This window comes from Corynebacterium sp. UMB6689 (assembly GCF_030215295.1).
GTDB lineage: Bacteria > Actinomycetota > Actinomycetes > Mycobacteriales > Mycobacteriaceae > Corynebacterium > Corynebacterium aurimucosum.
The window spans coordinates 176,674-196,326 of the sequence record NZ_JASOLS010000002.1; the positions used below are offsets into that span (position 1 = coordinate 176,674).

The following is a 19,653-nucleotide window of genomic DNA, read 5'->3' on the forward strand; positions in this document are numbered from 1 at the left end:
ATTATCGGGCTAGCGCCCAAAACGGCGTGAGCGCTGCGAATAATCGCGCAAAGCGCGCAAGAAATCTACCCGGCGGAATGCGGGCCAATACGTATCCGTAAACCAAATTTCTGAATAAGCAGCCTGCCACAGAAGAAAGCCGGAAAGACGCTGTTCACCGGAGGTGCGGATCACGAGATCTGGGTCCGGCAAACCTTTGGTGTAGAGGTTGCCCGTGATGGCCTCTGCCGTCACGTTCTCCGCAATCTCCTCAGCGCTCAATCCCTTTTCGGCTTCGCTACGAATGAGACTCTGCACGGCATCAACGATTTCTTGACGCCCGCCGTAGCCCACCGCGATGTTAACGATGACGCCCTGGTGATCTTCTGTGGCTTCAGCAGCGCACTGCATTTTGGCGGTAACCTGTTCAGGAAGCAGATCTAGGTGTCCCACGAGACGGATTTGGCAATCCAAATCGCCCTGGGAAAGGTGCGTGACAACATCAGAAATGATGTCAAAAAGCAGCTGCACTTCCTGCTCGCTGCGCTTCAAATTTTCCGTCGACAACAGGTAAATAGTGACGACCTCAATGTCAGTGCCTTGGCACCAAGAGATCATCTCACTAATTTTCCGCGCTCCCTGGCGGTGACCGTGGCTAATATCCGTAAAGCCCGCCTCGCGCGCCCAGCGGCGATTGCCATCCGCCATGATTGCCACGTGGCGTGGCTGCGGTTTGTTCTTAATCTCACGCGTTAGACGCGCCTCATACAGGGGATATAGGAGCTGGCTTAGGAACTTCACGGTGGGGAAACGTCCTCTGCGTTAAAAGATGGACTTCTTACTGTTATCGAGGATGCCGGCTTCCTTCATAGCCGCATCGACCGCCTCATCATCGAAAGGATCAATGCCGTGATCCTGCGCGAACATGGTACGGCGGCGGAAACGCGAGTAGCGGCGGTGAAAATTCCAGCCTGCGAAGAGGACGGCAACGCCCATCAGGGCAAGGATGAGCAAACCGATGGGCGAGGCCTTACCGAACTCTGGTCCTACCGGCCCGCTTTGGCTCCCCTGGGCGAGCAGGGCGACGTCATGCGCTGCGAAGTACAAAGCGTTCATGTTTTAAGCCTCCCCTACTTCCGGGATTCCCGCAAATAAATCATCCTCCGGCAGCGCCGTCGAAACGCGGGTCTTAGCCAGCTCAAATTCCTCCGTAGGCCAGTGCTCCTGCTGCACGGACACCGGAGTCGCAAGAAAGGCACCGGCCGGATCAATTTGGGTGGCGTGTGCGCGGAGAGCGTCCTCCCGATTTTGGAAGTAGTCCGCGCACTCTACCTGCGTGGTCACTCGCGCCATGATGTCACCGAAAGCGGTATCCCACCGCGCAAGCATCGGCTCATAAGGGCTCACCTTTCCTTCCTTCACAAGGAGGTCGTGGAAAATCTTCATCCTTTGATAGACAAAGCCGTGCGTGTAGTAGAGCTTCAGCGGCTCCCACGGCTCCCCCAATTCTGGGTGGTACGCGGAATCGCCCGCCTTGTCCCACGCCAACATAGACGCTCGGTAGACCATGAGATGATCCGGGTGTGGGTAGCCGCCGTTCTCGTCATAGGTAATGATGACGTGGGGGCGGAAGTCACGGATAATCTCCACCAGCTCTTGGGCTACCTCATCATCTTTCTTGAGAGCAAAGCAGCCCTCGGGGAGCAGGTCCTTAATATTAGGCGCAAGCGGGTTGCCGGGAAGGCCCGAATCCACGTGCCCAAGCCAGCGGTGTTGCACGCCCAAAGCGGCGGCCGCTTCCGCCATTTCCTCTCGACGAATACTGCCCATATTCTCAAGGACGCCAGGGCGGTCCATGGCCGGGTTGATAATATCCCCACGCTCACCACCGGTACAGGTGACGACGAGGACCTCCGCCCCTTCCGCAGCATATTTCGCGGTTGTCGCCGCACCCTTCGAGGATTCGTCGTCAGGGTGCGCGTGAATAGCCAACAGGCGCTTTGTACTCACTGGGTGCTACATCTCCCTAGATTGCTTCTTTAAACAGACGCCCAGTCTAGTGGATAGTAGCTTCGCGGCGACCGTTGGATAGAATCAGACTCATGTCTGACGCCCAACCCGCTTCTCGCTCCGCACGTTCACAGTCTCGATACGGTTCCAAGACACGCACCCCGCGTACAGGAGGTTCCTGGACCAATCGGGCACTGGTGCTGGTGTTTTTGGCCATGTTTGTCGCGGCCATCGTCTTTGGCGTTCAGTACTTCCGCAGCCAGCAGAAGGTCAACGCAGATATATCCTATGTCACACACGAGATCCTCTCCGATGACTCCATGCGCATTTGGGTAGACATCACACGCAACCGCGTTGAAGAACCTGCTTATTGCATCGTGCAGGCTTTTGACTACTCCAAAGCGGAGGTCGGCCGCCGCGAAATTGCCGTGCCGGCCGGCGGCGAGTCTGCCCAGCGCGTCGCAGTGGACATCCCCACCAACCACCCGGCTGTCGCCGGTGGCGTCTACGGTTGTTCTGGAAATATTCCTTCTTATCTCGATACCAGCGCAATGGATACAGCGGGTGAGGCAACCGACAACTAAAAGCCCAGCTGTGCTAGTATGTTGAGCGTTCTGAATGGGCCGCGCCACCTGCACTTTTGCGCCCGTTCTTTGAGAAATAAAAGTGTTCATTAGAAACCGTATACGGAAGGTTGCACTATGGCTGAGCAGCAGAAGCAATACATCACCCCGGAAACCAAGGCCAAGCTCGAGGCCGAGCTGCAGGCCCTGATTGACCACCGCCCGGTCGTCGCCGCGGAAATTAATGAGCGCCGCGAGGAGGGTGACCTTAAGGAGAACGCGGGTTACGACGCCGCACGCGAGATGCAGGACCAGGAAGAGGCCCGCATCAAGCAGATCTCCGAGGTTCTGGCTAACTCCACCACCGAGCGCACCGCCGTCCAGGAGGGCGTTGCCCACATCGGTTCGGTGGTCCACGTTTACTACAACGGTGACGAAGAGGACCGCGAGACCTTCCTCATTGGTACCCGCGCTGCTGCTTCCGACAACAAGGACTTGGAGACCTACTCTGAGCAGTCCCCGCTGGGCGCTGCCCTTCTGGGTGCTGCCGAGGGCGAGACCCGCGAGTACACCGCGCCGAATGGCAAGACCTTGTCGGTGACCGTGGTCTCCGCTGCACCTTATGATTCCGCAAAGGCCGCAACTCCGCGCAAGTCCTAATTTATACTGCTCTTAGGTCACCGTTTTTCTGAGAAAGAGTTTTATCCCCATGAAGAAGTTCACTCGTTTCGCTGCTGCTGGTCTGGTTGTCTCTGCTGGTCTTACCCTTGCTGCTTGCCACCCGCCGAGCGAGCAGGATTCCACTGAAAAGGTCGACACCGGTGCTACCTTCACCGGTGAGGCCCCGGGAGCCGGCGCAGCCGAATCCTCCGAGTCTGCAGATGCCACCGACGTCGTTGGCACCGAAGCTGCCACCGAGACCGCAGTAGCTCCGGCTGAATACACCACTGCCCCGGTTCAGCAGTAAGCTCAACGGCATCTTAAAGCGAGAGCGGCGCCCCGAATAATCCGGCGCCGCTTTTAGCTTTTTGAGGGCACTTCCCCTCCACCGCCTTGCACCTAGTTTTCTTCGCGAGCCCAATCCCCAATAACCCCTGGCAGCACCGCAGGGGCTTCGCCTAATAGGTCGCGGCGGTTGGGATCGCGCTCTACCTGCGTGATAACGGATTTGATTCGCCGTTCACCATCGCCACCACGTACCATCCCACCCATCAACGGCATCATGCGCATCCCCGCACCACGGGCATTGCCAACACCCGGCTTCGCACCGTGCGCTCCGCCGGCAGCACCCACGACACCACCGGCGTTGCCGACGGCACCAGGACCGGCCACGCCGCCCATGCCACCCACACCAACGGCACCACTGCCTGCATTACCGCCCAGGAGGCCACTGCCGCTTAGCGACGCCCGCCCCTCCCGCTGCTGACCAGCCCCTGTTACGGCCCCGGGAAGTCCACCAAGTACCGGATGCGTTCCAGTCTGCGGCCCGCCAAAGGAGGAATTCAAGCCGCCCACGCCCGCCGCGGAAGTGGTTGGATTCGCTGATGCCTCCGGCAAACGACCATTGAGTCCCGCAATTCCTCCGGGAAGCTGGTTGCCACGTCCATCAGCGAGACCGACCGATCCCAACCCATTGAGACCACTCGCCGCATAAGGCGCACCGCCCGGGGCAGTCGTGGCTCCTGCCATCGTGCCGTGAACTGGGTTAAGAGCCCCGATTCCCGCACTAGCGGCCGACGTGTTTACCTCGGCTGCATTGATGGGTGCCAGCGCCTCACCAAAGCCTAGGTCGTTGAGGATACTGCGCCCACGATTATGTAAATCACCATGAAGCTTCGCGATATCCTCAGCGCCCATCCCGACGCTTTCAAGCCCTTGGATCTGGCCATTGGCGACATTGAAAGACCCAGGCCCCACAGCACCACTCTCGATTGCTTCAGCAATCTTTTCGGGCCAGGCAACCCCATCTGTGTTGTACCGGTTTCCGTCGCCCGCGACGGCTCCAAAGTGAGTGCTGGTGTCCCCACCGCCGCTGGGCGGTGCCGCATCCATGAGTGCATGCTGATACGGCATAGCCGAAATCACTTGCTGCTGCAGAACACCCTGCATATAGGTCAATGCTGCTTTTTCAGCAGCAGCGCGTGCAACAGGATCTGGAATTGCGGCCACCTCGAATGCCAGGGCAATGGCCTCGGGTTGAACGTTCACTAGCTGCGCTTGGAAGCCAAAAAGCTTCTGCTGCATGACATTTGCGTTGGCGATGAAGTGCGTTCCTGCCTGTGCGACCTCACGAATTTTTTGTGCCGCTCGTGTAGTAGCTTCGCTGTCATTCTCCGATTCTAAGGACGCGGCTGAGCGCTCAAGCCCAGCGACGATATCAGCGACTTCCCCACTTAGCGCTCCCCACCGCGCATTCGCTTCGGACACATCCCAGAAGCGAGTGCTGAACAGATTCGATGCCAGGCCCATAATGGACGCGCCGGTGTCCACGATCGGAACAGTAAACCCAAACGGACTATAGCCCGGATCCGGTTGCGAGACTATCGGCATCGACGCTGCACCGCCTCCCCCGCCAGCATCAGCGACATCCAGCCCCCGGCTGGTAAGTATGTCTTGTGATTCAAAGCTTGCTAGCTCTGTTTGAAGAGCTTCCCCGAGCCAAGAAACCTGCCCCCTAAATCCTTCCAAAGAATTCCGCGCGGACCCAGGGTCCGTTGCCAGCACACGCTGGTGGATTGCACCAACTTCACTTAGGCCGGTAACCGTGGAGAAGCCTCCATCGAGAGGGCTGTTTGCTCCAGTAGAAGCGTGTTGGAGTCTTTTTCCTAGTTCCGCTACGCGAGATATTTCAAGTGCAAGCGCGCTTTGATTGATGATCATTTCCCGAGCCCCTTTTTTTCCAAACCAGTTCTAATAGTAGTTTTCTTGACTGTTCACATTTTTCTGCCATAGAAACCTCGGAAGCTAGCTCCGTCCATGCAATCGAAACGACGCCACGGATGGTTTCAACATAAGAAGTGCAGGTTAAGCCCCTCATGAATGTGTCTTCCACGGTGTAGACATCTCCCTCTGCGTCATCCATCGGCTGAATAGCCTGAGGATAGATCGCACGAATGCTGTCCAGTCTCTCATCCTGGCTACCCAACGCTACGGCAGCCTCCCTACCGTTACCTAGGTTTTTGGAGAAGAAGCAGCTTCTGTACCCTGTCTGTCTTTCCGGTGCCGAAGTCATATACAGCTTCAGATTCGAAAAGGTTTCGGTAGGTATTTCAGTACATGGATCAAACACTTGGAATCCCGGCACCGTACGATCAAATTCACCAAGTGGCGGCAGCACCCCATCTCCCGCACGAGGCTCGCCGCGTGAAGCCTGCAACTCCCGCGACCTCGTGGCGGTGGCATCAGCGACCCCCGAGTCCCCTGAGCCACCGCCGGTGTTATCGCCAGGCACATTGTGAAAGTCCCCCGGATTATCACCATGGTCGCGAGCACCTAGACCTAGCGGAGATGCACAGTTTGACAGCACCCCGATACAAACTGCCACCAGCACTAGGCCCCCGATTCGCTTCATGGTTTCCTTTCAACCAATTTTCCTGACCATCAGAAGCCCCTCGCTGAAGCTGAAAGCTTCGAGCGGCTTCTGCGACCAGAATGCATGAGAACTATCAAGATGTCGCGCCAGAGCCAAATAAGATTCATGCAATATTTCCCGACAGAACACCCATTCGACGACATTAATAGAACTTTTATAAATAATCGCTGGTCGTAGCCTGTAAGAAATTTGGACGCCAGCAGTGATCTACATGTGACCGAGCTGCCGATTATAACCAAGTGGGGGTCCCCTAATTACAACACTGTTAACTTTTGGGTGTCGTTTTTCCAATCGGAAAGCAGGAAGCCAACCACCTCAGATGATCCCACTAGACAACATCTCAAGCTCCGCTTAAAAGCCCAGCTAGTTCTATCGACACGCAAGGAAATGGCAATGGCACAGCACCGCGACACTGCGGTTTAGCAACAGTCACACCATTGCCAGCAGACGAGCGGCAACCCACATAACCCCTGATTGACTTCTCTCAAGCTTCGATAAATCGAACATTTCGCCCATAGCCACCAGGAGAACCTTTGGCTTCACAAGCATAACTACGTGGATGGCCATCCACGTAGCGCGGGGAAAATGACTAACGCACCGAGCGGAAACAATACACAATCACACACGGGACTTTAGGAACATTCGTGCTAACAGCTGGCCAGCTTCGACGGTTTTAGCACTGACGCGAAAGAAAGAACGCTCCGCCTATAGCCGGCGCTGTGCCCAATAGAAGGTTCGCGGCTCAGAAAAGAAACCGGTGGCCGGAACCACAAAGATTGTGGTGCCGGCCACCGGTTCGCAATAGCGTTATGAGACTGATTAGTCCCTAAAGTAGCTCAGCAGACGGAGAATCTCGGTGTAGAGCCAGACCAAGGTCACAGCCAGACCAAGAGCGATACCCCAGGCGTACTGAGCCGGAGCGCCCTGACGGATAAGGCGATCAGCTTGGTCAAAGTCCGTCATGAAGGACAGCGAAGCCAAGACGATGCAGACAAGGGAGAAGATGATGGCGAGCATGCCGCCATCACGCAGCGGGTTGAAGCCGAAGAAAATAGCACCCAGCATGTTACCCAGCGCCAACACTGCCACACCGGCAATAAGGCCGAACATAATCTTGTTGAACTTCGGGGTGACCTTGACCGCACCGGTCTTGTAGACCATCAGCATGCCGATGAATACACCTACAGTGCCCATGATGGCCTGCCCGATAAGCGCCATACCATCGGAGTTACCGAAGGATACGCCGGCGAACATGAGCGAGAAGCCGCCCACGAAAAGGCCCTCAAACACGGCGTAAATCAACGTCGCCGCAGCGGAACCAAACTTCTTGCCAAACGTTGAGACGAGAACAGTAATGAAACCGCCCAGCGCACCAACCAGGGTAAGAATCATCGCAATGCCCGGGTTAATCAACTCACCAATGGCGAAGTTAAGTACGGCCATAACGATGATGACGCCAAGAGTAATACCAGTCTTGGTCACGACATCATCAACCGTCAGCGGACGATCGGCGCTACGGTTTCCTTGGTTAAACGGATTGTCGCTCTGACCGTAGGGGTTAACCTGGGTCTGGCTTTGGCTGGACGAGAGGGAACTCATGACGGGGTTGCTAGAACGCACGCGAATCCCGATTCCTTTCACAGTCGTTCTCTAAAAAGCGGCCACTCGGGGCCGCCTTGTCTTTCACTTCACTAGGATCAACGCTCCCCATTGCTAGGAAGTTCCCAAAATCCCAAAATTCGCAAAATTATCCATGCTTAACAGGGAATCGTCGACAAGCACTGCTCTTCCCCGCAACAACTGTTCTGATTAGATAGAGAGTTTTTTGGGTTTTCAACCTCCACCCCTTGATTGGACCATCGTTTCCGCTGGTCATGGTGCCCCCAGTGGGACTCGAACCCACACTGAATCGATTTTAAGTCGACTGCCTCTGCCGATTGGGCTATGGGGGCCAAACCGTGCCCACTTATCTTAGGGCACGGATAGTCATGAACTGAAAATAGGGTCGGCTTCTGCGTAGCCTTCCGGCCTTAGCCCGCTAATTTTGCTGCAAGGCCAGTAATGATGCCATCGAGGATGTCTTTCTCACTGATGAAGAAAGAACGTGCCTCGCTATTGCGTTCAATCATCGTCATGATGCCCTCGACTGCCACGCATCCACCGCCAATGACATCCGCGCGTCCAGGGTGGATGACGGGGTTGAGAGCGCGAACATCCGAAGGCAGACCAATCATCTGTCGGGTGAGCACCCGCAGGGCGTCGAAACGCAGCTCGGAGCCATGAATGGAATCGGCATCGTAGCGCTCCATTCCCTGGGCCAGCGCGGAAAGAGTCGTAAACGTACCGGCGCAGCCAACGAAGGTCAGGGCTTTATCGATAGGAACGATCTTCTCGACTTCGGCCATGCGCTCAGCCACATAATCCGTAGCGATCTCAATTTCCGCTTCGGTGGGCGGATCATTGCGCATGATGCGCTCGGTAAGACGCACACATCCCATTTGTGCCGAATGGGAGCCGAGAATCTCACCGTCGATGGTGCCAACGACGAACTCCGTCGAACCACCACCCAAATCGATAACGCAATATGGGCCCTCTTCAGAATGCAGGTCCCCCACCGCGCCGGTAAAGGACAGCAGTGCTTCCTCCTCGCCGGAGATAACCTCCGCACGAGCACCAGGCTGGACTTGACCGAGCAGTTCTTCAGTCATGTCAAAGAATTCGCGGTGATTTTTGGCATCGCGGGTGGCTGAGGTGGCCACCATCCGCACGCGCTCAACCTTCTCAAACTTCATCTGTTTGACGTAGCCCTCGAGCGCCGCGCGGGTCCGCGCAAGGGCCTCTGGTTCAAACTCGCCGGTGGCGTCGACGCCCTGTCCGAGACGAACGATCTCCATCGTGCGGGAGATATCGCGGATCTTTCCATCTTCCTGAATCTCACTGATAAGCAGGCGGATGGAGTTGGTTCCGCAGTCGACAGCAGCGACGCGTGTCATAAGGCTAGCCTTTCTCTTAACCGGCGTTAGAAAAATCGAACTGGGCCATATCAATGCCCAGGTCCCCCACGGTGGGCCAATCCTCTGGGATGGCGCTTCCTCGAAGTTTACCGTGTTCTGCGGCCATCGCTACGGCTTCGGTGCCGAAACGTACGCGGCCTGGCCCCTCCGCCAGGGCGTACGCAATGAGGACGTGAAGGCACTTCACGCGCTCAGGCATGCCACCACCGGAAAAGTCAGTACCTAGGTCTTCCATGGCGTTGCGGGTTGCCAGGTAGTGTTCATGCGCGGCTTGATAATCCTTCTGCAGGTCCTCGTCCTCTGCAAGGCGCTGCTCCATCCATTTCATGACATGGGCAACCTCAAGGCGCGATGCCTCAGCAGTCAAGCGCGGATCGGTGAGGTAATAAAGGGTGGGAAACGGGGTGCCGTCGGGAAGCTTAGGCGCGGTCTTAATCACCGCCGGGGCTCCGTCCGGAGTGCGGTATGCAATGTCCACGACGCCGCGTGGGGTGCGGCCCAGTTGTTCGCGGACGACTTCAAGATCAGTATCGGTCACGGTCATAGGAACCATTGTGACACGGAGGAATGGTTGAGTCCTATTCAGCAGGGGCCTGCGGTTGATTCTCTGCTTCTTCCGCTACAGAATCCCACAACACCGCGTACCACTCGCGGTCATCGGTATCCTCGCGGCGCTCCGAGGTTACCGTGTCACCCGAGTCCATGCGCGGATCCATAATGCGGAAGGCCGTTTCACCCTCATCCATCACACCGAACCGGCGACGCGCCTCTTGCTTGACGTACTCCTCCGAGTTGTACTTATCAATCTCGGTGAGGAGCTCATCCTTATGGGCCTGCTTGGCGGCAATAGAGCTTTCTAGGCGGGCAATTTCTGACTGGCCGTGGTAGTAATTGCGCAGCGGGACAGCAATGGATAACAAGACTACGAGAATAACGGCAATGATCACACCGACGCCCAGAATGTCCAGGCCTTTAGGCTGGACCGGGGTCTTCTTCCGCTTGGTGCGCTGCGCATCGCGGGCACGCGTGTGTACCGGAACGGTGTTCCGGCGCTTCGTACGAGGAGAAATAGTGCGTGCCATCGGGAAGCCATTGTATCCCGGACCGGCCCCAGTGCTGTGCGGCGCGCGTCGTGTCTCAGAAATAACACGTGTCACAGAAGTTCAAATTCCGTTCCGGTACGTGCTCCGCGTCAACTTGGGCTCTGCAGCTACCCTCCCAACGCAAAAGGTGCCACAGTTTCCTGTGACACCTTCTGAACTAGCGCTAGCTCAGCGGACAGTCCGAGAAGACTGCCACTAGAAGCTAGTGGCAAACTTAGCCCTGGAAGCGCGGAAATGCGGAGCGGCCGGCGTAAACAGCGGCATCGCCCAGCTCCTGCTCAATACGCAGCAGCTGGTTGTACTTGGCTACGCGCTCAGAGCGGGCCGGAGCACCCGTCTTGATCTGGCCACAGTTCAGGGCGACTGCGAGGTCAGCAATGGTGGTGTCCTCGGTCTCACCGGAGCGGTGGGACATCATGGTGCGGTAGCCGTTGCGGTGAGCCAGCTCGACGGCATCAAAGGTCTCGGTCAGGGTACCAATCTGGTTGACCTTGACCAGCAGAGCGTTAGCAGCCTTCTTGTCGATACCCTCCTGGAGGCGTGCCGGGTTGGTGACGAAGAAATCATCGCCGACGATCTGAACCTTGTCACCGATAGTCTCGGTGAGCTTCGTGTAGCCCTCCCAGTCATCTTCCTGCAGCGGGTCCTCAATGGACACGATCGGGTACTTAGCAACGAGCTCCTCGTAAACCTTGGCCATCTCCTCAGCAGTGTGCTCGCCGCCCTCGAAGTGGTACTTACCGTCCTTGAAGAACTCGGAGGAAGCAACGTCTAGTGCCAGAGCAACGTCCTTGCCCGGCTCGAAGCCAGCCTTCTTGATTGCGTCAACGATGAGGTCGAGCGCTGCCTTGGTGGACTCGACAGACGGAGCGAAGCCACCCTCGTCACCCAGACCGGTGGACAGGCCCTTGTCCTTGATGACGTTCTTGAGTGCGTGGTAAACCTCAGTGCCCTGACGCAGCGCCTCGGAGAAGGACTCTGCGCCAATCGGAGCGATCATAAACTCCTGGACGTCCACGCCGGAGTCAGCGTGGGAGCCACCGTTGAGAATGTTCATCATAGGAACGGGCAGGACGTGGGCGTTCGGGCCACCGACGTAACGGTAGAGCGGCAGGCCAGCGGACTCGGCAGCGGCCTTAGCTGCTGCGATGGAAACGCCCAGGATGGCGTTGGCGCCGAGGCGAGACTTGTTCTCAGTGCCGTCCAGCTTGATCAGGGCCTGGTCAATGAGACGCTGGTCATCGGCCTCGAAGCCGGCAAGTTCATCAGCGATCTCTTCGTTGACGTTCTCAACGGCCTTAAGAACGCCCTTGCCCAAGTAGCGGTCACCACCGTCGCGCAACTCGTGAGCCTCGTGAACACCGGTGGAAGCGCCAGACGGAACGCCGGCGACACCGCGTGCGCCATCGTCGAGGAAGACTTCAGCCTCAACGGTGGGGTTGCCGCGGGAATCAAGAATTTCGCGTGCCATTACGTGGATGATGTCAGCCATGCTGCTTTCACTCCTATAGAGCCAAATTGATCTTGGTTTGTGTTCTGGGAGGTGCTCCCAAACCACCTGCAGCCAATTGTTCCAGAAAACTTCGGAACGTGTCGGGCTTAAACGGACAACGTGACAAAGATCTAGGAAGAGACTAGGACGTCGCAGGCTGTTCAATGGCGTAGGAATTCGCCGCTGCCGCCACTTTACGCAGGTAGTCCTCCGATTGGTTGTAGTTGAGGACGGCTGAGCGCCAGCCTTCCGGCGTGGAAAGGTCCCTATCCCCAAAACACAACAATGCGGCGGCACCTAGCGCAGCATCATCAATCTGGTTGGGATCAGCCACCCCATCGCCATTGGCATCACGACCTAAATGCTCCCACGAAGAAGCGATAAATTGCATCGGTCCGACGGCGCGATCAAAGTCGGTATCGCCGTCAATCACGCCGCCATCACTATCCGGAACCATGGTGGTGTTGTTCGTACCATCGAGAGGTATACCCACGATGGGTGGGTCGGGGTAGCCGTTCTCATCGAGTGTAGAACGGTGAAAGAGGTTGCCGTTATAGGTCCCGTGACGGCTTTCAACCCAACCGATCCCCGCAAGGGTATTCCAGCGCAGATTACAGTTCGGCCAGGACTCCCGCGCAATCAACTCCGCATTGCCATAGGCCCGCAAGGCTTGATCGGGGATGCTGGTGGCATCAGCAAGCTGGTCGGACCACCACGTCAATTTATCCGCCGTGCGCCCCGGACCGTCGACATCAATATTGGGCACTTCTGCCCCGCCGACCGGTGGAAGATCCTCTGGGACAGGGGAAAGCTGCCGGAACGGGGATGGCTTATCCAGGAAGGAAAGACTCCAGGCCACCAGGGAAATGATCAGAATGATGGCTAAGACAATTCCAAGGCCACAGCCCCCGATCCTCCTAAGCCCCTGCGTCATAAAAGTGAATCCTACAGCCCGTTGCGCGAAGGGGGTCTAGCGACACAGAGGGCGCAACGAGGCGACTATATAGGCACGACCTACGAAATTTGCGAAACAAAAGTTATGTCAAAATGTTCCCACGCGTAACATTCTGCGCTACACTGCAGCGTTGAACAGAGAGCCGAGGCCCCGCTGGTGCTCCACGTTCTATCACTGTCCGTTCTAGAAACGTGCTTTTCTCTTAGTCAAGGAGTTCCATGTCCATCCGTCGTATCCTCGCTACTGCTTCCGCCATTGTTACTCTGGGTGCCATCGCACCCGCTACCGCCTCCGCCGCTTCCCTCACTGAGCTGGGCGGCTTCCTTTCCCAGGGCATCCAGTCCGCTGACTGCAACGCCCTGCGCAGCACCCTCACACTCATCGATCGAAGCACTGAAGTCGAGCTTCTGACTCCGGATACCACCCGCAACCAGCTTTCGAAGAACCTCACTGCACTGGGCACCACCGAGGAACTCGGCCCGCTGGCCTTTGCCGCGGTGAAGTACGCCGGCCAGACCGCTGACCGCGCTCTCGAGTGCAAGATTGTCAAGGAAGACACCATCGCCACCGGCGGCACGGGTCTATCCTCCAAGATTGCTGACTATGCTCCCCTGCTATCTTCCATGATCCAGAAGGACTAGTCCTTCTTTTCTCGGGCCTTACCTTCAGCCCACAGGCGCTCCTGTTCCTCTACCCCCACGATGTCCTCTGAGCCATCAAAAAGGTAGGGCGCGCGGGAGCGCATTTTGTTGACGAAAGACATCGCAACATCATCAAGGTTGAAGGCCCCACGGCGTGCCGCGATTTCGGCGTGGAAGAGGATCTGCAGGAAGACATCGCCCAATTCCTTAAGCAGCTCAGCATCCGAAACATGTTCCCGCACTGCCTCTGCAAACTCAGCGGACTCTTCCTCCATATATGGCAGCAGGGTCTCGTGGGTTTGATCGCGCTCCCACTCCCCTATGCGCCGCGCGCGCATCATCACCTCGCGCGCCTGCCACATCGGATCCTCCAAGGAAGGAGCGAGGATGAGCTCCGCGTGGGCGTCGATAAGCGCGCGCACCTGCGGATGGGAGGGGTCCGTGCTCACCACAACACCGTGGCCTGCAGGATCCTCACCGCTCAGTAACTGGTCGAAGTCCCAGCGAACTTTCACAGGAACTTCATCGGTAAAAACAACAGGTCCCTGCAGTTTTCCAACGGCCTCCATGGGTATTAGGGTGGGCCAGCGCGGATCTAACAACAGGACAGTCATAAGCAACGAGTATAGGTCCCGGGCCCTATGAACATTCGCTGCAGTTGCACAAAATCCCGCCTAAAGGGGTATTTTTAACCAATGACCACTTCCAATCTCACCGAATCGCCGCGCACGCACTCCGTGACGCTGTGGACGCTCGTCGCGCTCATCATCGGTTCCACGGTGGGCGCCGGTATCTTCTCTCTTCCTCAAAACATCGCCTCCGTGGCCGGCCCTGGTGCCATGCTCATCGGCTGGCTCATCGCTGGCGTGGGCATGCTCTCTGTTGCCTTCGTTTTTCAGATCCTGGCTCACCGCAAGCCACATCTCGACTCCGGCGTGTACTCCTATGTCCGTGCCGGCTTGGGTGATTTCATCGGCTTTACCTCTGGTTGGGGCTACTGGCTCGGCTCCGTGATGGCGCAGGTGGGCTACGCCACCCTATTTTTCAACACCATCGGCCACTACGTCCCTTTCTTTGACGCCGACCACCGCTGGGTTTCTGCCATCGCAGTGTCTTTGTTGTCCTGGGGTATCTTTGCTGTTCTCGCACGCGGGATTAAGCAGGCGGCCATCATGAACATGGTGACGTCCGTAGCCAAGATTGTGCCCATCCTGGCCTTCATCATCATCCTCGCTTTCGTGGGTTTCAGCTGGGACAAGTTCACCTTGGATATCTGGGGCAAGACTTCCGATAAGTCCCTCTTCGAGCAGGTACAGGGCATCATGCTCTTTACCGTGTGGGTCTTCATCGGTGTGGAGGGTGCATCCGTGTACTCGAAGCAGGCCCGCACCCGTTCCGACGTCGGCCGTGCCACCGTCATCGGCTTCATCAGCGTCTTGGCGCTGCTGGTCTCCGTGTCCACGCTGAGCTTCGGTGTACTCACCCAGGAGGAGCTCGCCGCGCTGCCGGATAACTCGATGGCCTCCGTGCTCACCGCCGCCGTAGGTGAATGGGGTGGTGCGCTCATCTCGCTTGGTCTGTGCCTTTCTGTGCTTGGTGCCTACGTGTCCTGGCAGATGCTGTGCGCGGAGCCGATCGTCATGATGGCTGTCGATGGCCTTCTCCCCCGCAAGATCGGCACCGTGAACATTGCCGGCGCGCCATGGGTAGCGCAGCTGATTTCCACGCTGACGATTCAGCTCTTCGTCATTATCTTTTTCCTCAACGAGACCTCTTATAACGCCATGGTGCAGCTAGCTACAATCATGTACCTGCTGCCCTACATCTTCTCCTCGCTGTACCTAGTTCTCTTGGCCGTGCGCGGCAAGGGCCTAACGCACCCACATGCCGGGGTGCGTTTCGACATCTCGGGCCCGGAGGTGAGCCGCCGCGAAAATCGCCGACACTTTTTCATCGGCTTGGTCGCCTTCATCTACTCACTGTGGCTCATCTACGCTGCTGACCCGGTCTACGTGCTGCTTGGTGCACTGGCCGTGGTCCCCAGCATGATTCCTTACGTGGCTACCCGCCTGTACAAGAAGGAACGCGTATTCAACACTTTTGAGTGGTTCGTGGTGGCACTGGTGATTATCGGCGCGGTGGCCGCGGTGTGGGGCTTGGGCACCGGCCGTTTGGTGCTTTAGAAGGCCTCGGGTTCCGAGCGATGTGACAGTACTGCATACGCGATGCAGCTGGTCAGCCAGAGCACGTGGCCGATGGCGCTGATAACGAGGAAAATGCCGCCGGTAATTTCGGCCGCTTCCTCGTTGCCGGACCACCACGTCGGCACGGTGGCTGGCCCAATATCCCCGAAATCGGGCAGGTTGGCATTGCCCACAATGAAGCCGATAAACAGCAATGCCATTGACACCCACGCCCACTCCAACCGGCTTGGGTAATCAGCGCGGATAAATAGCGGGAGTAACCCGAGCAACACCCAAATGCCAACTAGGAAGATCCCAAACATCACCAACATGAAGGTGAGCCAGCCGCCATTCTCACCGCTGAACTTGATAACCAGGGAGACGGGGATACTGAACAACGCCGCGAACATCCACACCACCATCATGATGATTCGGGGATTAGCTCTACTCGGCCCACTGTGGTTGTTCGCGGCGTTCATTATTTTTCTCCTACGCTAATGACGTTCTTTTTAGTCTTAGCACCGCTGACGTCAACGCGCTCGAGTTCGAACATCGATGCCAAGAAATCCGCCATCCACTGCAGGAGTTCAATGTCTCGCAGCTTGGGGTCAGTGACATTGCGGCCGGCCTTGGGGAAGTTGAGCTGGATGGCCTTGGCCGCCGCGCGGTAATTGGAGCCCGGGAAGAGGCGTTTGAGGCGTACCTGTTTGGAATCCGCCAGCTCCACCGGGTGAACCTTGATGCGGGTGCCCTGCACGGTAATATCGCTGACCCCGGCCCGGCGGGCCTGGTGGCGCAGGCGCGCTACCGCGAGAAGGCGTTCCACAGGCTCCGGGACAGGCCCGTAACGGTCCTGCATTTCTTCCACCACGTGTGCCAGGTCCGCGTTGTCCTTGGACGTTGCAAGCTTGCGGTAAACCTCCAGGCGCAGCCGCTCGGAGTTGATATAGGACTCCGGAATATGTGCGTCCACCGGCAGGTCGATGCGGATTTCCTTTGGCCCTTCGTCCGTGACCACGGGGGTCTCACCGCGGGCAAGCGCTTTGAAGGTCTCTACGGCCTCGCCGACGAGGCGCACGTAGAGATCGAAGCCCACGCCGGCGATGTGGCCGGACTGCTCGGCGCCCAGCACGTTGCCGGCACCGCGCATCTCAAGGTCCTTCATAGCCACGGCCATGCCCGCGCCCAGATCGTTGTTCTGGGCGATGGTGGCCAGACGGTCATAGGAAGTCTCCGTCAGCGTGGCGCCCTTCGGGTAGAGGAAGTAGGCGTAGCCGCGCTCGCGGGAGCGGCCCACGCGCCCGCGCAACTGGTGCAGCTGGGATAGACCCATGTGGTGAGCGTTTTCCACGATGAGGGTATTCGCATTAGCGATGTCCAGGCCGGTTTCCACGATGGTGGTACACACCAGGACGTCGAATTCGCGGTCCCAGAAACCTTGGACGGTGCGCTCAAGCACGTCCTCGTTCATCTGGCCATGCGCGACGACGATGCGCGCCTCCGGCACTAGGTCCCGCAGTTCGCGGGCTTTCTTTTCGATGTCAGCGACTTTGTTGTGGATGAAGAAGACTTGGCCGTCGCGCAGCAGCTCACGGCGGATAGCCGCGGCCACCTGCTTATCCTCGTACGCACCCACATAGGTCAGGACCGGGTGACGGTCCTCCGGTGGGGTCAAAATCGTAGACATTTCACGGATGCCCGCCATGGACATCTCCAAGGTGCGCGGAATCGGGGTCGCGGACATGGTGAGCACGTCCACGCTGGCCTTCAGCGCCTTGATGTGCTCCTTGTGCTCCACGCCAAAGCGCTGCTCCTCATCCACCACAATGAGGCCTAGGTTCTTCCAGTGCACGCCTGTTTGCAGCAGGCGGTGTGTGCCGATGACGATATCCACGGAACCATCCGCCAAACCGGCGAGAATCTCCTTGGACTCTTTGGCCGAAGTAAAGCGCGAGAGCACCTCGATATCCACTGGGAAGCCCTGCATGCGCTCGCGGAAGGTATCGGCGTGCTGTTGCGCCAGCAGGGTCGTGGGCACAAGGACCGCCACCTGCTTGCCATCTTGCACCGCCTTGAAGGCTGCGCGCACTGCCACCTCGGTCTTGCCATAGCCCACATCACCGACGACCACGCGGTCCATCGGCACCGTGGATTCCATGTCTTCCTTGACGGCATCGATGGCCAGCATTTGGTCTTCCGTCTCGATGAAGGGGAAGTTATCCTCCATCTCCGCCTGCCACGGGGTATCGGGCCCAAACTGGTGGCCCGGTGCTGCCTGGCGCTTGGCATAAAGCTCCACCAGCTCACCGGCGATCTCGCGCACCGCGGCGCGCGCCTTCTTCTTGGTGTTCTTCCAATCCGAGCCGCCCATCTTGGACAGCGTCGGTGCCTCACCGCCGGTGTATTTGCTTAGCAGGTCCAGCGAATCCATGGGTACCCACAGCTGGTCGGCAGGCTGCCCGCGCTTGGATGCCGCATACTCCAGCACGATGTACTCGCGGCGGGAGGTCTCATCACCGGATTGGACGGTGCGCTCGGCCATCTTGAGGAATTTACCGATTCCATGGGTCTCATGCACCACGTAGTCGCCCTGCTTCAAGGCGAGGGGATCCACGCGGTTGCGGCGCTTTGCTGGGCGACGCTTCGCCCCCGCAATATCGCCCACACGGTTACCCGTGAGATCCGTTTCCGTGATGACGACCAACGGCAACACCTCAGCGTCCTTGAGCTTACGCACCTTCGGGAACACCAGACCCGCATGGGACAAGGCCTGGTAGAGGGTGACCTCACCAGGGCTCGGCTCCCACCCAGGAGTGGCCACCTTGGTGGGAATGCCCTTTTCCGCGAAGCGCTCCACCATGCGTTTGATCGCACCCTGCGCAGGGGCAATGAAGGCGGCACGTCCGCCGGCGGTGGTGTGCGCCAGAAGCTGCGCCATCATGGCATCAATCTCTGGGATATCACCACGCGGAGTAGGTCCGGGCTCAAAGTCCAGTGGCAGGGTCTCCGATTCGGCGGCGGCGAACATCCCCGGCGGGGCAAAAGTCCACAGCGGGGACTCGATACTCCGGCACGTCGCCTCCAACGACTCATAGGAGCGGTAACTCGACGCCGAGGTGTCCAAGCCCTCGGCCGCCAGTGGACCATCCGCGCCCATCGCAGCAGCCTCCCAGCCGGCAGCCAAGAACTCCGCATCGGTGGATTCCAGGTCTGCAATGCGGGTGCGGATCTTTTCCGGTGCCACGAGCAACACATGGGTGCCTGCTGCAAGGAGCTCGGGGAGGGTGACGAAGGGCTCGGCGGCAAGCACCGCCAGCACAGCTTCCATACCTTCAGCCGGGATGTGCTCCCCTACTTTGGTCAACAGTTCTGCCAGCGCCGCATTGCCGCCGAACTTCTGCGCCAACTCGCGGGCACGTGCGGCGACCTCATTAGTGATCGGCAGCTCCCGGGCGGGATAGATGGCAACCTCGCCGACCTCAATCTCCGGGATGGCGCGCTGGTCCGCCACGGAGAATTGGCGAATATCCGTAATCTCATCGCCCCAGAACTCCACACGCACCGGGTAATCCGAGGTGGTGGGGAAAACATCGAGAATTCCGCCGCGCGTGGCGTATTCACCGCGCTTGGCCACCATATCCACGTGCTTATAGGCGCGAAACTCCAGCTCCGACAGGATATCAGAAAGCTCGTGCTCATCTTCTTCCTTCAGGAAGATGGGTGCACGCCCCTCCACCTTGCTCAGGATGGGCTGGCAATACCCGCGGGCAGAGGTCACCACCACCTGGGCTTTGCCCGCCCCCACCAGGTCGAGCACACGCGCGCGCTTGCCGACGATATCCGGGGCCGGCGACAACCTCTCATGTGGAAGCGTCTCCCAGGCTGGGAAGTAGGCGACCTTATCCCCCAGCATGGCCGTCAGCTCCGCGGTGAGGTCCTCCGCCTCACGCCCGGAGGCAGTCACCACCAGCACCGGCGCATGGTGTGCCAGCGTACCGATCGCCCACGGGCGCGCCTGGTCAATGCCAGTAATGTGCAATGAGGCTTCCCCCACTTGGGAGGCGAGGCCTTTAAGTTTCGGATCTGAGGCGGCTACCTTGAGCAGCCCGCCCAGCATCGGC

At 58.3% G+C, this 19,653-nt stretch carries 19 protein-coding genes and 1 tRNA gene; 5 read left to right on the forward strand and 15 right to left on the reverse strand.

Features of this window, described 5'->3' with window-relative positions:
• Nucleotides 1-9 precede the first annotated feature (9 nt).
• Genes QP363_RS01770 through mca form a run of 3 tightly spaced genes read right to left on the reverse strand, consistent with a single transcriptional unit; the run spans nucleotide 10 to nucleotide 1,989 of the window.
• Nucleotides 10-780 carry an isoprenyl transferase gene (locus QP363_RS01770; RefSeq protein WP_070447051.1) on the reverse strand — a complete coding sequence of 257 codons (771 nt, stop codon included), beginning with the start codon at nucleotides 778-780 and terminating at the stop codon, nucleotides 10-12.
• A 21-nt stretch (nucleotides 781-801) separates the two neighbouring features.
• Complete coding sequence (locus tag QP363_RS01775) at nucleotides 802-1,095, reverse strand: hypothetical protein (protein ID WP_010187365.1); 294 nt, start codon at nucleotides 1,093-1,095, stop codon at nucleotides 802-804.
• Nucleotides 1,096-1,098: 3 nt separating this feature from the next.
• Complete coding sequence (mca, locus tag QP363_RS01780) at nucleotides 1,099-1,989, reverse strand: mycothiol conjugate amidase Mca (protein ID WP_070710720.1); 891 nt, start codon at nucleotides 1,987-1,989, stop codon at nucleotides 1,099-1,101.
• A 92-nt stretch (nucleotides 1,990-2,081) separates the two neighbouring features.
• Here mca and QP363_RS01785 point away from each other — a divergent pair, with 92 nt between their 5' ends.
• The 3 genes from QP363_RS01785 to QP363_RS01795 all read left to right on the forward strand — a co-directional run bounded on the left by QP363_RS01785 (nucleotide 2,082) and on the right by QP363_RS01795 (nucleotide 3,519).
• Nucleotides 2,082-2,573 carry a DUF4307 domain-containing protein gene (locus QP363_RS01785; protein ID WP_070447054.1) on the forward strand — a complete coding sequence of 164 codons (492 nt, stop codon included), beginning with the start codon at nucleotides 2,082-2,084 and terminating at the stop codon, nucleotides 2,571-2,573.
• Between the two features lie 117 nt (nucleotides 2,574-2,690).
• Nucleotides 2,691-3,212, forward strand: coding sequence for a transcription elongation factor GreA (gene greA, locus QP363_RS01790; RefSeq protein ID WP_010187368.1), 522 nt, complete (start codon nucleotides 2,691-2,693; stop codon nucleotides 3,210-3,212).
• Nucleotides 3,213-3,261: 49 nt separating this feature from the next.
• A complete protein-coding gene (locus tag QP363_RS01795; protein WP_070447056.1) occupies nucleotides 3,262-3,519 on the forward strand; it encodes a hypothetical protein in 258 nt (85 codons plus the stop codon).
• 92 nt (nucleotides 3,520-3,611) lie between these two features.
• Here the strand turns inward: QP363_RS01795 and QP363_RS01800 are convergent, their stop codons facing one another.
• The 9 genes from QP363_RS01800 to QP363_RS01840 all read right to left on the reverse strand — a co-directional run bounded on the left by QP363_RS01800 (nucleotide 3,612) and on the right by QP363_RS01840 (nucleotide 12,687).
• Nucleotides 3,612-5,102 (reverse strand): hypothetical protein, encoded by a 1,491-nt coding sequence (locus tag QP363_RS01800; RefSeq protein ID WP_284762107.1) that lies wholly within the window; start codon nucleotides 5,100-5,102, stop codon nucleotides 3,612-3,614.
• Nucleotides 5,103-5,400: 298 nt separating this feature from the next.
• Complete coding sequence (locus tag QP363_RS01805) at nucleotides 5,401-5,928, reverse strand: hypothetical protein (RefSeq protein ID WP_284762109.1); 528 nt, start codon at nucleotides 5,926-5,928, stop codon at nucleotides 5,401-5,403.
• Nucleotides 5,929-6,963: 1,035 nt separating this feature from the next.
• Nucleotides 6,964-7,764 carry a Bax inhibitor-1/YccA family protein gene (locus QP363_RS01810; RefSeq protein ID WP_070646298.1) on the reverse strand — a complete coding sequence of 267 codons (801 nt, stop codon included), beginning with the start codon at nucleotides 7,762-7,764 and terminating at the stop codon, nucleotides 6,964-6,966.
• A 255-nt stretch (nucleotides 7,765-8,019) separates the two neighbouring features.
• A tRNA-Leu gene (locus tag QP363_RS01815) sits at nucleotides 8,020-8,096 on the reverse strand.
• A gap of 78 nt (nucleotides 8,097-8,174) precedes the next feature.
• Nucleotides 8,175-9,137: a Ppx/GppA phosphatase family protein gene (locus tag QP363_RS01820; protein ID WP_070646294.1), complete on the reverse strand. Its 963-nt coding sequence runs from the start codon at nucleotides 9,135-9,137 to the stop codon at nucleotides 8,175-8,177.
• A 16-nt stretch (nucleotides 9,138-9,153) separates the two neighbouring features.
• Entirely contained in the window at nucleotides 9,154-9,702 is a 549-nt protein-coding gene (locus tag QP363_RS01825) for a DUF501 domain-containing protein (RefSeq protein WP_284762114.1), read from the reverse strand.
• 34 nt (nucleotides 9,703-9,736) lie between these two features.
• Nucleotides 9,737-10,240, reverse strand: a complete 504-nt coding sequence (locus QP363_RS01830) for a septum formation initiator family protein (RefSeq protein ID WP_070646291.1) — start codon at nucleotides 10,238-10,240, stop codon at nucleotides 9,737-9,739.
• Nucleotides 10,241-10,475: 235 nt separating this feature from the next.
• A complete protein-coding gene (eno, locus tag QP363_RS01835; RefSeq protein ID WP_070447074.1) occupies nucleotides 10,476-11,753 on the reverse strand; it encodes a phosphopyruvate hydratase in 1,278 nt (425 codons plus the stop codon).
• 142 nt (nucleotides 11,754-11,895) lie between these two features.
• Nucleotides 11,896-12,687: a hypothetical protein gene (locus QP363_RS01840; RefSeq protein WP_070447075.1), complete on the reverse strand. Its 792-nt coding sequence runs from the start codon at nucleotides 12,685-12,687 to the stop codon at nucleotides 11,896-11,898.
• Between the two features lie 239 nt (nucleotides 12,688-12,926).
• Here QP363_RS01840 and QP363_RS01845 point away from each other — a divergent pair, with 239 nt between their 5' ends.
• Complete coding sequence (locus QP363_RS01845) at nucleotides 12,927-13,349, forward strand: hypothetical protein (protein WP_284762120.1); 423 nt, start codon at nucleotides 12,927-12,929, stop codon at nucleotides 13,347-13,349.
• Here QP363_RS01845 and QP363_RS01850 read toward each other — a convergent pair.
• Entirely contained in the window at nucleotides 13,346-13,963 is a 618-nt protein-coding gene (locus tag QP363_RS01850; RefSeq protein WP_284762123.1) for a MazG nucleotide pyrophosphohydrolase domain-containing protein, read from the reverse strand. The genes QP363_RS01845 and QP363_RS01850 overlap by 4 nt on opposite strands.
• Nucleotides 13,964-14,044: 81 nt before the next feature.
• Between QP363_RS01850 and QP363_RS01855 the strand changes: the two genes are divergently transcribed.
• Nucleotides 14,045-15,532 carry an amino acid permease gene (locus QP363_RS01855; RefSeq protein ID WP_070646282.1) on the forward strand — a complete coding sequence of 496 codons (1,488 nt, stop codon included), beginning with the start codon at nucleotides 14,045-14,047 and terminating at the stop codon, nucleotides 15,530-15,532.
• On the opposite strand, the gene QP363_RS01860 is transcribed toward QP363_RS01855, so the two are convergent.
• Together QP363_RS01860 and mfd are read right to left on the reverse strand one after the other, a co-directional pair.
• Nucleotides 15,529-16,011, reverse strand: a complete 483-nt coding sequence (locus QP363_RS01860) for a hypothetical protein (protein ID WP_070447088.1) — start codon at nucleotides 16,009-16,011, stop codon at nucleotides 15,529-15,531. The genes QP363_RS01855 and QP363_RS01860 overlap by 4 nt on opposite strands.
• Nucleotides 16,011-19,649, reverse strand: a complete 3,639-nt coding sequence (gene mfd / locus QP363_RS01865) for a transcription-repair coupling factor (protein WP_284762154.1) — start codon at nucleotides 19,647-19,649, stop codon at nucleotides 16,011-16,013. The genes QP363_RS01860 and mfd overlap by 1 nt, the downstream gene beginning before the upstream one ends.
• Nucleotides 19,650-19,653: the final 4 nt, after the last annotated feature.